At 39.0% G+C, this 15,242-nt stretch carries 15 protein-coding genes; 9 read left to right on the forward strand and 6 right to left on the reverse strand.

Translation table 11 applies throughout. The features are described from left to right. Nucleotides 1-31: 31 nt before the first annotated feature. Complete coding sequence (locus CSV63_RS13395) at nt 32-1,606, reverse strand: amidohydrolase (protein ID WP_099696265.1); 1,575 nt, start codon at nt 1,604-1,606, stop codon at nt 32-34. A 244-nt stretch (nt 1,607-1,850) separates the two neighbouring features. On the opposite strand from CSV63_RS13395, the gene CSV63_RS13400 reads away from it, so the two are divergent. After that, a complete protein-coding gene (locus CSV63_RS13400) occupies nt 1,851-2,180 on the forward strand; it encodes a YunC family protein (protein WP_099696266.1) in 330 nt (109 codons plus the stop codon). 96 nt (nt 2,181-2,276) lie between these two features. Here CSV63_RS13400 and CSV63_RS13405 read toward each other — a convergent pair whose 3' ends face one another. Both CSV63_RS13405 and CSV63_RS13410 read right to left on the reverse strand, forming a co-directional pair. Then, complete coding sequence (locus CSV63_RS13405) at nt 2,277-2,513, reverse strand: hypothetical protein (RefSeq protein WP_099696267.1); 237 nt, start codon at nt 2,511-2,513, stop codon at nt 2,277-2,279. Between the two features lie 30 nt (nt 2,514-2,543). Beyond that, the gene (locus tag CSV63_RS13410) at nt 2,544-2,732 is read right to left on the reverse strand and encodes a hypothetical protein (protein ID WP_099696268.1); all 189 of its coding nucleotides are present in this window, start codon (nt 2,730-2,732) and stop codon (nt 2,544-2,546) included. 642 nt (nt 2,733-3,374) lie between these two features. Between CSV63_RS13410 and CSV63_RS13415 the strand changes: the two genes are divergently transcribed. The 3 genes from CSV63_RS13415 to CSV63_RS13425 are packed head-to-tail and all read left to right on the forward strand — an operon-like array spanning nt 3,375 to nt 7,963. Continuing rightward, a complete protein-coding gene (locus CSV63_RS13415) occupies nt 3,375-6,434 on the forward strand; it encodes an AAA domain-containing protein (RefSeq protein ID WP_099696269.1) in 3,060 nt (1,019 codons plus the stop codon). 13 nt (nt 6,435-6,447) lie between these two features. Next, entirely contained in the window at nt 6,448-7,215 is a 768-nt protein-coding gene (locus CSV63_RS13420) for an ATP-binding protein (RefSeq protein WP_143565404.1), read from the forward strand. Nucleotides 7,216-7,228: 13 nt separating this feature from the next. Further along, nucleotides 7,229-7,963: a hypothetical protein gene (locus CSV63_RS13425; protein ID WP_099696271.1), complete on the forward strand. Its 735-nt coding sequence runs from the start codon at nt 7,229-7,231 to the stop codon at nt 7,961-7,963. A gap of 40 nt (nt 7,964-8,003) precedes the next feature. On the opposite strand, the gene CSV63_RS16665 is transcribed toward CSV63_RS13425, so the two are convergent. After that, nucleotides 8,004-8,162, reverse strand: a complete 159-nt coding sequence (locus tag CSV63_RS16665) for a hypothetical protein (RefSeq protein WP_199171374.1) — start codon at nt 8,160-8,162, stop codon at nt 8,004-8,006. 234 nt (nt 8,163-8,396) lie between these two features. Between CSV63_RS16665 and CSV63_RS13430 the strand changes: the two genes are divergently transcribed. The 3 genes from CSV63_RS13430 to CSV63_RS13440 all read left to right on the forward strand — a co-directional run bounded on the left by CSV63_RS13430 (nt 8,397) and on the right by CSV63_RS13440 (nt 10,382). Further along, entirely contained in the window at nt 8,397-8,690 is a 294-nt protein-coding gene (locus CSV63_RS13430; RefSeq protein ID WP_099696272.1) for a KGG domain-containing protein, read from the forward strand. Between the two features lie 556 nt (nt 8,691-9,246). Next, a complete protein-coding gene (locus CSV63_RS13435) occupies nt 9,247-9,576 on the forward strand; it encodes a KGG domain-containing protein (RefSeq protein WP_099696273.1) in 330 nt (109 codons plus the stop codon). A gap of 254 nt (nt 9,577-9,830) precedes the next feature. Further along, the gene (locus CSV63_RS13440) at nt 9,831-10,382 is read left to right on the forward strand and encodes an integrase (protein ID WP_099696274.1); all 552 of its coding nucleotides are present in this window, start codon (nt 9,831-9,833) and stop codon (nt 10,380-10,382) included. A 30-nt stretch (nt 10,383-10,412) separates the two neighbouring features. On the opposite strand, the gene CSV63_RS13445 is transcribed toward CSV63_RS13440, so the two are convergent. Continuing rightward, entirely contained in the window at nt 10,413-11,147 is a 735-nt protein-coding gene (locus tag CSV63_RS13445) for an HAD-IIB family hydrolase (RefSeq protein WP_099696275.1), read from the reverse strand. Then, nucleotides 11,116-12,333 carry a glycosyltransferase gene (locus tag CSV63_RS13450; RefSeq protein ID WP_199203671.1) on the reverse strand — a complete coding sequence of 406 codons (1,218 nt, stop codon included), beginning with the start codon at nt 12,331-12,333 and terminating at the stop codon, nt 11,116-11,118. Before CSV63_RS13450 ends, CSV63_RS13445 begins: the two co-directional genes overlap by 32 nt. A 130-nt stretch (nt 12,334-12,463) precedes the next feature. Here CSV63_RS13450 and CSV63_RS13455 point away from each other — a divergent pair, with 130 nt between their 5' ends. Further along, nucleotides 12,464-13,672: a CDP-glycerol glycerophosphotransferase family protein gene (locus CSV63_RS13455; RefSeq protein WP_099696276.1), complete on the forward strand. Its 1,209-nt coding sequence runs from the start codon at nt 12,464-12,466 to the stop codon at nt 13,670-13,672. An 84-nt stretch (nt 13,673-13,756) separates the two neighbouring features. Then, entirely contained in the window at nt 13,757-15,115 is a 1,359-nt protein-coding gene (locus CSV63_RS13460; RefSeq protein WP_099696277.1) for a sodium-dependent transporter, read from the forward strand. Nucleotides 15,116-15,242: the final 127 nt, after the last annotated feature.

The following is a 15,242-nucleotide window of genomic DNA, read 5'->3' on the forward strand; positions in this document are numbered from 1 at the left end:
TTTTCCCCATTCGCTAGTTACTAAACAGTGATCACGTATTCGCTGTATACATAATTTCACCAGCGACAATAGTTTTTTCTACTTGTATTTCAGTTATTCGATCCACGTCTATAGTGAAAACATCATCTTTCAAGACAGTGAAGTCTGCATCAAATCCAACTGATAGTTTTCCTCTTGAATTCATTTTACCTATAGTAGCCGCTGCGCCTGAAGTAAATAATTGTACTGCCTCATAACGACTAAGTTTTTCATCTGGTAAATATCCTTCATGCTGTTCCGTATTCGACTTTCTAGTGATCGCTGCGTGTATACCTAGCAAAGGATTCGGGTCTTCAATAGGAGCATCTGATCCTCCGCCACAAATAAAACCTTTAGTTAGGAGCTTCTTCCATGCATATGCCCAGTCAAGCCGGTCTTCACCCAGTCGGTCCCCAACCCAAGGGAAATCAGAAGGAACGAACGCAGGCTGTATATCTAAAACAATTGGAAGCTTTTGCATTCGTTCCACTAAATCATCACGTAATAAAATGACATGTATTAACCGATCTAACTTGCCGGCTGGGGCAGGATACATTTCAATGACATCTAGTGCTTTTTCAACTGCCAGATCACCAATCACATGTATGGCAACAGCTTCTCCATAGTGTCTTGCCATTTTGACATAGTTTTCTATCTCTTCATCAGTCAATACAGCTGTTCCTACATTATCGGGGTCATCGAAGTATGGCTTACTTAACAGAGCAGTACTACCGCCGAAAGCGCCATCAATGAAGAACTTCATCTCGCCAGGTTCTACCCACGGTGTATTATAGAGCGCATGATCTTCCATCAAATCAGTAAATACACTAACATGACGCAGTAAATGGGCACGGAATTTACGCTTCCCACCGAGAACGTGATTGAAAGCTTTCAATGGCGTCTGATAGTGACCGTAATAACCTAAGTCATCCGTCACAACACCTGTCAACCCTACAGATAGTAAATGATCGACAGAAGTTTCCAAAGCTTTCGTAACATAGTCCTCTGTTGGATTCGGTAAAAGTTGAAGCACTCGCTGCATAGCGCCTTCTTTCAATAACCCTGTTGGCTCGCCGTTAGGATCGCGTTCAATAACACCATCATCGGGGTCAGGTGTCTCTTTTGTGATACCAGCTAGTTCCAGAGCCTTTGAATTGACGATAGCAGCATGCCAACAAGTACGTTTTAATAGCATAGGTGAATCCGTTACAGCATCCAACTCATAGCGAGTGAAGATTTTCTTGTCAGGAAAGTTATTCTCATCCCAACCTTCCCCAATGAACCATTCGTCTTCTGGCAATTCTTTATAGGAGTTGAGAAGCAGCTCCATCATATGTTCTGAATAAGTGGTGTTGGATAAATCTAGGCGCAACAGCTTTTCACCTTGGCCGATCATGTGCATATGATTGTCGATAAAACCGGGATAAACAAAAGCTCCTTGCAAGTCTATTTGCGTATCAGCTTGATCTTTTAGTTCATCATATGAACCGGTCGCTAGTATTTTTCCGTCTCTTGTCAATAAAGCATCTATTGTATGTCCTTCATTTTGCATCGTATAAAAGAGTGCATTAAACCAAATCGCAGTCATTCCGAAACCTCCTTATCTACTTATAGTAAACTGAATGAGACGAATCAACAAATAGTAGATGAAGAATTTTATATGAAATAGGTTGAGCTGATTAGCGATTATGCAGTGTGGGTTGGATATTCATACAAAAGGGCAGTACATGAATACATAACGACGTCATACCTTTATCATAGTAGGCAAGCTTTTTATGCATCCCGGTGTAGGAAAGGTTATAAGATGAATCACGTTTTGACTGGCTTATCATATGCTGATAAAGAAAGGGGTGGGTGTCTTGATTGAACACCAAAGCATATCTATAGATGGACAGTCATTTCAAGCAGTTACGGTAAAACTACCGAAAACGACGCTACTTACAGTTTCGAATGAAAAAGGGTATATTATGTGTGGTGCACTTGATGTAGGATTATTAAATAGTGTACTAGCAGACCGTAAAATTGTTGCGGGACGCGCGGTTGGTGTGAAAACGATAGAGCAATTGTTGGCAGCCCCGCTGGAATCAGTAACGCTAGAAGCTGAGAACTATGGCATTTCCGCAGGTATGATTGGATCAGAAGCACTATTAAAAATGATATAAAAAGTGACGCCCTTTTTGATGGGCGTCACTTTTCTAATTAGCTTACATATCAGTTAAGTACTCTACGTGTTTGTTACAGTGTATTTCAAAACATCCTTATTCCTTTTCGTATTTCTCTTCACTGGACGAACGATTTTTCGTCTCACGATGGTGTCTTTCTTCTTCTTCCTCCATACGTACATCTTCTAAAGGAATAGCGTCTACGGTCTGCATATCTTCATGCATATCGTAAATGCTTTCTTTATCGGTTTTTAAATTTTCAGGGTTATCCATATACCCGCCCTCAGCCTGGTTACGGTCTTTTTCTGTAAATACTTTTTTCTCTTTGCTCATGCAGATCCACTCCCTCGCAATTAAATATATTTAATCTAAAAATCTATCTAGTAATCCTTTATTTGGTTCGGGTTTCTGAGTGTTATCTTTACGTTCGCCGCGCATAGGTGTCTCATTGAACTCGTCAAATTGACGTGACAATTTGTCCCGTGCATCTTTGTTACGCATTAAATAGGCTGCTCCTAAACCGATCGCTGTTAACGCCATTCTTTTTTTCATATATTGCTCCTCCTCGTTATCGTTTCTTATATGTTGTTTTCCCAGTTTTCATTCATACTAAACAACTCACATGGTTTAGCGACAAAACAAAAAACAGTCAGTGATTGAAAACTTCCAATCACTGACTGTTCTTCTCTAGCTATGCGGAAAATTTTATGTTGCGATTACTCCATACTGACGACATTGTACCCTCGTAGTATGCTTTTTGCATGTTACACTGCTTAACTTCTTTGAAGCAGGAATTTCACTTGCACTTACACAAAAAACTTCTTTCGCATTACCTGGTAAACCTGTCTTTCATTTGGAATCTTAAAAGCAGATTCCCAAACCGAGTGTACCACTTGCCAGTAAAGAAAAATTTTCCGCCAAGGCTGTGCATCTCGTCCAGATCTAGCAGCTTACTACACTAACTAGTTCCTTCAGTTTGCCTTGTAGTAATAGTATACCCATGCAAACCATTTCTAAACATCTTTTTTAAATAAATTTGAAAGGATTTTCTGAGATTATTCTTACTCGCGGTATATGCACTTATGATCTATAATAGAGGACTGAGGTGAGAGCTTTGAACAAGGGATTAACAGGGAGAAGCATGATGTATAATCTTGCTGAAGTAAAGCCCTTTATTGAAAAGAATGTATTACTATGAGTGTGTTAAAAAATATAGAAATGATACTTTGTAGTCTGGAAATAACGAAAAATGCACGAAAAGGTTTGGAACAGTGGTTTTTAAGTGAAGAAGCTTTCGTTTCTTCAGAGTCTGTTTTTGATATATATATTGAAAAGAAACCGGAGAATCGTATGGGAAATCAATCCTATGCGCTGTTTTTTGATCCATATACAAATAAAAGGTTTGCCAAAGAAGTTCAGCAACGTGTGGCTGTTATGGAGTGCGTGTTGAAACCGGATGGTCTACTAGCAACAGGTTTTCATGTCAGAGGTGCGAGAGAGCCCGTTCAGACAAATCGGCGGCTACATACAGCAATAAAATTCAGGTTAAACCGTGCAGGAGTCGCACTGCCAATCGAATTTTATACGAGGTTACGCCAATTGCCCATCGCAGAAGAGCGTTCGGAATATGTAAAAAAACGCATTGAAAGTTGGGAAGGCTATCTACAAATTGCGGAGAAAAATGCGGATGTAGAGGATATCTTCTGTACATTTAGCCAAGCCAGTTTTACTAGTGATTTTACAAAGGTACGTCTTCATTGTAAAGATTTGCAAATGAAAAATTGGAAACAACTCCGTGGGTTTAGTGTAAAAATGAATGAACTCTCCACTGAAATCGGTCAAGTCATCGATGCTCATAAAGGACAGAAGATCCTTGTCGTAGAATTAAATCAACGGTTTCAAAAGAAAGCAAGATCCGAACAATGGTTACCAACACGGAATAAAAGTCTAGTGCTGACGAACTTTGCTGAATTAAGTCAGATACGTCGGTTACGTAAAGGTTTCAAGGATTTACAAGATGGTCTAGCGGCAAATGCGAATTTGGAAAAGATCTTATTCGAGGAACGTCCTGTCGTGCAAATTACGAATAAACAGCCGAAACTGGAGTTTTATAATAATTTGAATGAATTCCAGCAAGAAGCAGTCTCGGGTGCGATGAAAGCGCATGACTTGTTTGTAGTCCAAGGCCCACCCGGTACAGGCAAAACAACGGTAATATCCGAAATTTGCTACCAAAACGTCAAAGCTGGTTTGCGGACACTTGTCGCATCCCAATCAAATCTAGCTGTAGATAACGCACTCGGTCGATTACTTACAGATCCAGCGACTCGTATTTTACGTTATGGGCGATCAGAAAGTATTGAAGAAGAGGGCAAGCGTTTCATGGAAGAAAATGTGGCGTTGCACTGGAGAAATGAAACAATTGAAACCGTACAAGCAACACGTGCAATTTATCGAAAAAAAGATATCGAATTGCAAAAGCATGCGGATCAATTATCCAATCAGATTAAACAGAACACAGAATTGAAAATCACATTAACTGAGCAACTACAAATGCAAAACATAGTGCAAGAGAAGTTGAAACAACTAAAATCTGAATACTTTTCTCGAAAGTCTCTGCTTGAACAGTCTGTACGCAGGCTTTCTCAAAAACAGCAAAGAATGGAGCAAACTGAAGTTGATCTTGCTCAACACGTAAAGGAAATTGCAGAGTTACAGAAACAGCTAAAAACAGAACCGGATAAAGAAGAATTGTCAGGTCGAGTAGAAGAATCGTTACAAGAGCAGTGCTTATTAAGGCAGACACAATCATACATCAACTGGCTAGACGAAATGGAGAGCAATACCGAAGCATACCAAAATATTATGGAAGAATACAAAACGCTTCCTGACAAAGAACAATTGCTACAAGCAGCACATCGTATCGTAAAGTCTCAGACGAAAATGAAAGATATCCAACTGGCGCTCGCTGAAAACCAGATTGAATTACCTATTCATATTACGTTGCAGAATAACGACTTACAGCGAATCATCAAGTCGATTGAAAGTGGAGAGTATTCCTATGAATTTCAGGAATGGAAGGAACTTCATGAGCGATTTCAAACGGCTATTAAAAAAACACAATCTCTATTGCAAACGCACCGTTATCCGGTAGAAACCATTACTAAACGCTCAACCGAAAATTTCACGACTATACAAGAAATGCATGAAATGATTGATCGTTTAGGAAAGTTTTTAATCCATCCTGCAACAAAAAAAGTGCTGCAAAACAAAGAAATTTCATCCGGGAAAACAGAAGTTCTACAAAAAATCGCACAAGGGATGTCATTGTTTTACGGTAAAGAAGAGATTGTTCGTGCAAAAGGAATTGAGCTTCAGCAACAGAAAGTCCACTCTGTAAAAGAAGTATTTGCAGAAGTGAAATATGAAATTTTGAGATTCCTCCAACAGGAACTTCATGAAATACAGGCCAATATACAGCGAAAGGAAGAGTTGAAGCAACATCTAGAATCCAAGCAAAGTGAATTGGAGAAACAGATTGATGAATACCTACAAACCAACGGGCCGCCTGAAAAACAGTGGCAGAGAAATCAACTCACACAGGCAATTGACCAGCTAGAAAAAACGATATTGGAGTCTCGACAAAGAATAAAAAATGTAACGCAATTAGCGGCAACCTTAACTACTTCTGAACTAAAGTATTCTCAAGCAAAACAACTACTTGAACGAGAAAAAATAGAAGTCAGAGAAGTAGAGCAAAAAACATTGCAATTACAAAAAGAACAGTATCAGCGACAGCAGAAAATAGAAGAACTTGCCGTTCAATTGAAACCAGATTTACAAGAGCAATTAGAAAAAATAGAAATAGAACTCGTTCAAGCTGAAACACGAAAAGCAGAAATAGTAAAAGAACAACAACAGCTTCCTATCCTACAAGAACTACAAGCGCAGTGGGAGGAATTGTTGCGTGATGCCAATGAATATGACCTTGACGAAATCCGTAAGCTGTATATCGATCACGCGAACGTAATAGGCACGACATGTGTCGCATCGGCTTCTAAAAAGTTTATGGAAGAATACCCTGTCTTCGACGTAGTGATTATTGATGAAGTATCTAAAGCAACACCCCCAGAATTACTATTACCCATGCTAAAAGGTAAAAAAGTTATTCTAGTGGGTGACCATCATCAGTTACCGCCACTCGTAGGACAAGAAACGATGGACGAACTAGTAGATCAGCAAAATAGATCCTGATGTGCAACGCGAAATGAAAAAACTACTCAATGAATCATTATTCGAACGGTTATTCCGTACGTTGCCTAGGCAAAACAAAACAATGCTCAGTATTCAGTACCGAATGCATGAAAAAATTATGGAAACTATCGCACCTTTTTATAAAGATGGGGACTATGAATTACAATGTGGGCTTTCCAATTCAGACGAATTGCGTGATCATCTGCTCGAAAGCAGTAAAATCACTCGAAAAGACCATTTGTTATGGTTGGATACACCCAATACACCTTCATTTTTCGAAGATCAAGTTAAGGGCGGGACAAGTCGTTTCAATGAAGCGGAACTCACCATCGTACAAGATACGTTGCTAGAAATTGAACAAGCGACGGAAAAAGCTAAAAAAGATGGCCTAATGAAGCCAGACGAAAAGAAAAGTGTCGGTGTTATTAGTTTTTACGGTGAACAAGTGAAGCGAATTGATCGATTGATCCAACAAGAAATTCGTCCCCAACAACTACATTGCCGAACAGGTTCGGTAGATAAGTTCCAAGGTATGGAAATGGATATTATTATTTTGAGCTTCGTTAGAAATCATGATAATAAAAATGGTGACATTGGATTCGCTAAAGATTATCGACGTCTGAATGTGGCTTTATCACGTGCAAGAGAACTGCTCATTATCGTTGGGAGTTCTGATATGTTCACCATCCATACTAAAAATACCTCGACGAGAAATATGTATAAGCAATTGCTAGAAGTGGTGGATCATCAAGGTGGATTGCACAAAATAGAACAAATCTAGATAGGGTGAGTGAATGGATTCGCTTCGTAAAAAATTACAACAAGAACTCGAGCAACAGCCCGATATCCAAATACAACAATCAGACAGCTGGGGATTGCCGGTCGAGCTAATTAATATACCTTACACGATCATTAAGCGCACGACGATGGACATATTAATGAAAATGATCTTATTAACAATTCAAAGGTTAGATGTATCTGAGCCCAAGGTAATTGCAGATTTTCTTGCCGTCGAACCACTGTTTATAGAGAATTTGTTTGGAAAGATGGAAGCCGCACAGATGATCAAGTTGCGTAAAGACAGTTTTGAATTGACGGGCCTAGGAGTCAATCAATTACAATCAGGTATATACGAACATCCACCTGAAGAGGCAGAAAAAAAGTTTTATTATAGTCCTTGCCACAATTCAATTTTATGTGAACAACCTGAAAAAATTTTCACGGCAAAAGTTAAAGAGTTTAGATTAGCTAAGAAATTCACAAGAAGTTCGCAACGACTTGATGATGAACAATTGCGGGTGGCACTACTTGCTACTCGCGTAGAAGTTACAGAAGGTTCACTTCAGAATGTGGTGGATAAAATAGAGATCCCGCAAAAGCTTGATAACCAACTTATTCCATGCGTGGAGTTTTATGTTTACGATCGTGCGGAAAACAGCTATTTCACTAGAGTGTGGAATACTTTAACGGAAGAATGGGACGAGCATTTGGAGAAGCTTCTAGATGATCAAGCCCCACTTCGGAAATAATTAAAAAAGATCAGGGATACTTTCCCCTGATCTTTTTTATTTAGGACTTACGCTTTTTTTGTGCGGGAGCTTTACGTAATTCGGCGAATTCTTTCGCGATTTCTTCATGCATATCACGTGCAGCAATCGTTTGGTTCTTTGGCGTTTGTGGTAAGGAGCCGGCCGATTTACTTCCTTTAGTATGTTCATCTCTTCCCATTTGTCAATCTCCCTTCTGTAAGTACCTTCGTACGTAAGTTGGTTCAAAAATGAAAAGTTATACGTGAATATAGAGATAGCGTTTGGCAAATTCATTTGCAAGTGGAATGAATTCTATTCTGTAAGCCTTCCATTTAAAAAGAAGCTGTTTAAGATGTCTTGTGTTTAGCACGTAGTATATTGGGAATATATTCATTAAGCTTTGTAAGTTGAATTATAAGGAGGAAGAATATATATGGCTAACCAAGATCATACAGAAGAAAAGAAAAAAATGACTTTGAAAGAAGCGGGACGTAAAGGCGGTCAAGCAACCTCCAAAAAGCATAACAAAGAGTTCTATGAACAGATTGGTCGTAAAGGTGGGGAAGCCACAGCCCAAAAGCATAATAGTGAATTTTATAAAGAAATTGGTCGGAAAGGTGGAAAAGCTACTTCCGAAAAGCACGATAAACAATTTTATGAGAACATTGGACGTAAAGGCGGAGAAGCTCGCGCCAGTCAGCGTAATGAAAAACATACATCCGTATGATTTTACATGGTAAAACAGTCAGCAGTTCTTAAAGACTCTTTATATTAAATAACACAGTAAAAACCGGGGAAGTATGGATACCCCCGGTTTTTCTACTGGATTAATGCCATATTGCAATACTTAGGATATGTGTTTTTTGATAAAATAGTAGCACGGCATAATATGGCGAACCCTCGGAAAGTGTCTTCTTTTATATCCATAGAAAATTTTTTATCGTTTGTTGACAAGATTGGGAAGCATTACTGCCTGTTTTATATTCAACGTACCCCACGGTTGAGTTTTCTCTCTTGTAAAAGATCTAATGTAAGTAGGCTCACTTGTATAAGATAAATAACTTTCGATTAAAATGGGATAACCAAAAATAAATTTGTGATTTATCAAAACTAGCGGGTATAAATGTCTAAAAATATAAATAAAAAATAGAATAATGTATTACCTTTATACTGATATGCCATTAAAGTCAATTTAAAAGTTTATTCCCATGTCTGCTGGGAATATATCTAGTAAGCTTGTCGACGAGCTAAAAATGATTAATGTAATAGGAGGAATTATAAAAATGGCTAACCAAAACAATCGCAACAACAATGACGAGAAAATGAGTCTTGAGGAAGCGGGACGTAAAGGCGGAGAAGCTACCTCTAAAAATCATGATCAGGAATTCTACGAAGAAATCGGTCGCAAAGGTGGGGAAGCTACCTCTAAAAACCATGGCCAGGAATTCTATGAAGAAATCGGTCGCAAAGGCGGGGAAGCAAGAGCTGATCAGAACGACTCAAATAGCTCAGGCGACTCGAACAACAATAGCCGCGATAATGGTAAAATGAGCCGAGAAGAAGCGGGCCGTAAAGGCGGAGAAGCACGTGCCAGACAGCGCGATAATAACTGAGAATGCGATTTACACATAAAATCTAATATAAAGGCAAAATGAAAATACTCTTGAATCATATAAGTGATTCAAGAGTATTTTTACGTGGTGAAATAGGTATTTTGTCTAAAACGTGAATTTTTTTTTGAAATTTGAAGTTAAACAGGCAATTAATCATAAAGTATATTGATTGAATATATTAGGGTTAGTATAATATTATCAGGAATAAAATTCTGTGGAAGAAACATATATAAGGGAAACAGGGATGAATGAGAATGGATAATCAGGTTGTGTCTTTAAATGTATTACAATGTATTGAAAGTGTTATGAAAAGTGTGTGTATGAAAGAAGAAATCCGAAAAGTTCATGATGGAATCAATATGAGTTATAATTTTATAGGAAAATATATAGGATTTGACGAAGAACGGCTGAAAACTGCCTATGGAGAGCTCGCTTTTTCCTGTTCGTTTGAGACATATGTACAGACCATTACTATGCATGAACTGGGACACGCCATTGATCTGCCTGCTTTAGAAGCATCATTAGCGAGAACCATGGAAATATTCACTATGAAAAAGAGTTATACTATGGAAGAGATTTATCAATCGCCCGATTTGTTGGAAATGTTGATTGAAGAAGATGAAATGAACCTAGCTTTCGAAGTAACCGCTTGGAAAAATGCGTGTAAGTTGAACGAGCGGTATCAGATAGTCAACCGAACAGAATTCCATTTAATTGAAAATACTAGCCTGGCTACCTATAACAAACTCTCTCAAGATCATTTACAAGTTTACCGTCAGCTGATAAAAGAAGATTCTTCAAATTAAAAACCAATTGGACACGAAGCCAATTGGTTTTTAGGTGTGAATTGTGGGATAGAAGTGCTCCCAGGCTTCTTTTATGCCGTCTGCATTATGCCCTTCAGCGCGGTAAAGAAGCGCATGGTGAGGCAGTTCTTTCAATTCATCTTGAGCATTTCCGACAATCACGGCCGGATAATCAAGTGATAGCATTTCAGCGTCGTTGCCTGAATCCCCTGCGAGTAAAATATTCACGTCTTTCTTAGCATATTCAAGAAGGACATATTCCATTGCTTTGCCTTTACCGCTACGTTCAGGTAGTATATCCAAATCACTTCCTGAACTGTATACGATATGACATGGAATATGATGAGTATCGAGCTTAGCTTGAATAGCTTGTACGATATGTGGCTGACAGGAATCTAAAGTAAAGGATATACGCTTTTGATGAGGTAAATTCTGCCGGATAAGCGAATGGAAGTCTCCAGAAGCCGATAGAACGTCATTAGGTGACCACGTTTCATTTACCCATGCGGACCATGTCCTGTCTTCTGACCAATCAGGTGCATGGTAAATTGCTGTTCCAACATCTGTGATGAGGATATCGGGCAGCGGTAATTTTTCTTGTTTGATGAGTGAAAGCGCCGAATTTAAATGTCTGCCTGTTACGTAAACGAGGGCAGGATCAAACTGTTTGTCACGGTAGAATGAGAAAAGGTTATTTAATGCTGTCTGATCACCGACTAACGTATTATCCAGATCAGTCGCCAGCAAGTATGGTTTTTGTTTCATTGGCAACTCCTTTATATAATTCGCTCATTTTGTAAGCTAGGACACTCCAGTTAAATTCCTGCCGTGCATAAGCGGCGGCTCTCTGTCCGAGTTTTTTTGTAAGATGGGGATTGTTCAACAATGTAGACATGGCTCGTGACAGCTGAACGGGATTGTTATGCTCCACGTGCAGGCCTGTCCTGTCGTGTTTGACGATGTCTTGCAGTCCGCCGACTCTGGAAGCAATAACAGGACTTCCACATGCCTGCGCTTCTGCAGCGACCATTCCAAAAGATTCATAATGTGAAGGGACAACAGTGGCGACGGAATTCGTAAATAATCGGGCCAGCTGGTGTTGATTTTGTGGGCCTAGGAATTTCACCCGGTGCTCAAAGCCTTCGATTGCTGCACGAAGCTTTCGGCTTTTGGGTAAATGATTCTTACGTAAGATACATGATTCACTGCCTCCTGCAATAATCAGTTTGGTACGGTCCATCGTAGGATTTTCTTTTATAAGTAAATCGAACGCGTTGAAGAGGGTATATATACCCTTCGTCGTTTGCAGTCTGCCCGCAAATGCAAAGTAAGGGAATACTGTGATTTTGGACCTTTCTGATTGAAACGCTTCATTAACGCCGATTGGAATAATTTTTATAGGTGCCGGATTAGTTATAAATTCACGAATCAGCTGTCTTTCTGATGGAGTAGTTACTACAACTAGATCTGCTGAAGTTAGAATCATTTTTTCGGTAAGAAGGCGGAGTGCTTCCGATTTACCGGTCGCTTTCTTTTTCGCAATCCCCAGTGAATGATTGGTGTGAATCCATGGAATACCCCATTTATTCTTAATAAACGAACCGATAAGACCCGATAACCAATAATGAGTATGCACGACATCATATTTTTTGAAATTAAGCGTCTGTGACATTTCTTCAAAAAATTCCGGTATCAGACGGTACATCTCGTGTTTTGGCACAAAGTTGTGTTTTCCAGCTGCGAACCGTATGACTCGGCAGGAAGTACCAAAATATTCAACTTTAGGGGTGTCCATACTATTCCAATGTGTCACAACATCTACTGCGTACCCCTCTTTTTCTAATGCCAAAGCCAGTTGTCTGACATAGTTGTTTTGTCCGCCAGCCTGCTCGCTTCCCAGTGGTGCCAACGGATCGCCATGATCAGAAATAAATAGTATGTTTCTTATCATATCTATTTTCTCCCTTCTACTTTTCGTTTTCTTAGCTATATTCTTTTACCCTGAAAAACTCAACGAGAAACATATTTTGGTTTATAACGAAGAATAGTAGGGAAATAGAAGGATTACTGGAGGTGGGTTTATGCGGTTAAAACAAAATGGAGTATGGGAGTTAGGCTGGATATATGTAAAAATTTTACTGGCCTATATTATAGCTAAACTTTTTTATGGAAAAGATTCTAAAACTATACTTCTAGTTGGCGGAAATCTTGGAGAAAAATACGAGGATAACGCTGCGGTGTTCCATCGTTACGCTATAGATAACTTTTTGGATCAAATGGATATTTATTGGATGTATGATCCGCAATACGATTACATAGAAAAACATCAGATTCCGAATGCTGTGCCGCTTGGTAGTTTCCGGAATTATTTATTGTTTTTTCGTGCAAGCTATTCTGTTTATGGTCATTCAATTATCTATGATTTAGCACCTTTTATGGATAAGTTCATCTTTTTAAACCAAAAAACCGTGATGCTACATATCAGTCATGGTATTGAATGTTTCAAAAAGATTTTGATTCAGAAAGAAGATATCCCATTATTGGAAAGGTGTAATTACTTTAATTGTGCTTCGGAATATGAATATAATATCAAGCGCAATGAATGGGGTATACCAGAAGAAAAGTTGGTTGTGACAGGTATGGCTCGTTTTGACCTGTTGCCATTCAATCGGCCTTCCACTGAAATTAAACGTCTTTTGCTGATGTTTACTTGGAGAGAGTGGCTATTTGACCTAACGGAAGACGAATTTTTAGAAAGTGCGTATTTTCAATCAACCGTGGAACTTCTAAATAGCGACAAGCTACAAGTGCTTGTCCAAGAGGAGAAGCTTGAAGTAAGGGTTATCCTACACCCTTTCATGAAACGTTATGAAACATATTTCAGAAAAAATAGTTTAATTAATGACCAGATATCATTTTTCAGTTTCGATGAAATATTAATCATGCAAGAATTGCATGATGCGGATATGCTGATAACAGATTACTCCAGCATTTGCTGGGATTTTCTTTATATGAATAAACCGATTATTTTCTATACGTTCGACCAACAAGCATTTTTGGAAAATCGAGGTTCCTATTTAGATTTGGATACAGATCTATTTGGCTATAAGGCGAATAGTCAAGGAAAGGTACTTAATTATTTAGAAACTATTATTAAAGAAAAACGATATGATAATCCTTTTTTCGGCAGAGCACCCGAATACATCGACTTTTTCGATCAGCGAAATTGTGAACGTCTAGCAAAGGCTCTTTTTCAAGAGGAGTTTGTAGTGGATCAGAGAGGTCATTAATAGCATTCTACGAATGAAAAACATTTTCCTCTTGTGTCTATCGAAGCAGTACAGTATAACTGTAATAAACAGAAGTAAAGGAAAATGGGTGAAAAAGTGGAACAACGTAAAGAACAATGGTCTTCGAAGCTTGGATTTATTATGTCCTCGGCAGGTGCAGCAATTGGCCTTGGAGCAATTTGGAAGTTCCCGTATGTTACGGGAATGAGTGGTGGCGGCGCGTTTTTCCTATTATTCGTCATATTTACAGTTTTGATTGGATTACCGATGTTGATTTCTGAATTCATTATTGGACGTGGTTCAGGTAGAGAAGCAGTCAATGCCTACAAGAAGTTGGCGCCAGCCAGTGCATGGCCGTGGATTGGTAAGCTCGGCGTTGCTGGATGTTTTCTTTTGCTATCTTTCTATAGTGTAGTCGGCGGCTGGGTATTCGTATACAGCGGGTTATCTATTGGTGGCAAGATCATTAGTGAAGGTGCTTCCTATTCGGATCAATTTGGTTCGGTTGTAGGTTCACCAATCACGACATTGATCGGTCTGTTTCTATTTACTATTATTAACTTATTAGTCGTTTCTTCCGGCGTACAAAACGGGATTGAAAAGGCGAATAAATATATGATGCCTTTATTGTTTGTGTTTTTTATCATTTTAGTTATTCGTTCATTGACGTTGCCTGGTGCAATGGAAGGTGTATCGTTCTTTCTGAAGCCTGATTTCTCTAGCATTACAAGAGAATCCGTGTTGTATGCGCTTGGACAGTCTTTCTTTTCATTGGCCGTCGGATTTTCTTGTATGGTAACGTATAGTTCATACTTGAAAAAAGATGTTAGTTTAACTTCATCTGCTAGTTCCGTAGTGGGAATGAATTTATTTGTTTCCTTACTGGCAGGTTTAGCTATTTTCCCGGCAGTCTTCGCATTCGGTCAAGAACCGGCTGCGGGACCAGAATTACTATTCATGGTGTTACCGGCAGTTTTTTCACAACTTCCACTCGGGCAAGTATTCTTGGCGTTATTTTTAATTTTGTTTTTATTTGCGACATTGACATCCTCGTTTAGTTTGTATGAGATTATTGTGGCAGCCATGACAGCAAGTGGCAAGCGGACACGGAAGTCGGTGACTTGGTTGATTGGTGCGGTTGTATTTATTGCCGCGATCCCTTCTGCGTTGTCTTCGAGTACGTTGTCAGGTTTCCTATTATTCGATAAAAGCATTTTTGATGCAACCGATTATCTGGTAAGTAATATTTTGCTGCCAGCAGGATGTTTGCTGATCGCATTGTTTATCGCCCACAAAATGGACCAAGTGTTGGTACGCGACGAATTTACATTGTATAATACGCAATCCAAAGGCTTCTATCCGCTATGGCACTTTTTAATGAAATGGGTAGTCCCATTGACTATTATTGTGGTGTTCTTGAATACACTTGGAATTGTGAAATAAGGTAGGTACGGTAAAGATTTATTGATCCTACTAGTTCGCTAATGCAATGCATGTTCCTCGTGCTCATTATAATGAAACTAACTCTTATACTTTGAGGCGTTTCCTATTCTGAAATGAAAATCGTTCA

Origin of the sequence: Sporosarcina sp. P34 (assembly GCF_002743375.1) — a bacterium.
In the GTDB taxonomy this organism is placed as follows: Bacteria; Bacillota; Bacilli; order Bacillales_A; family Planococcaceae; genus Sporosarcina.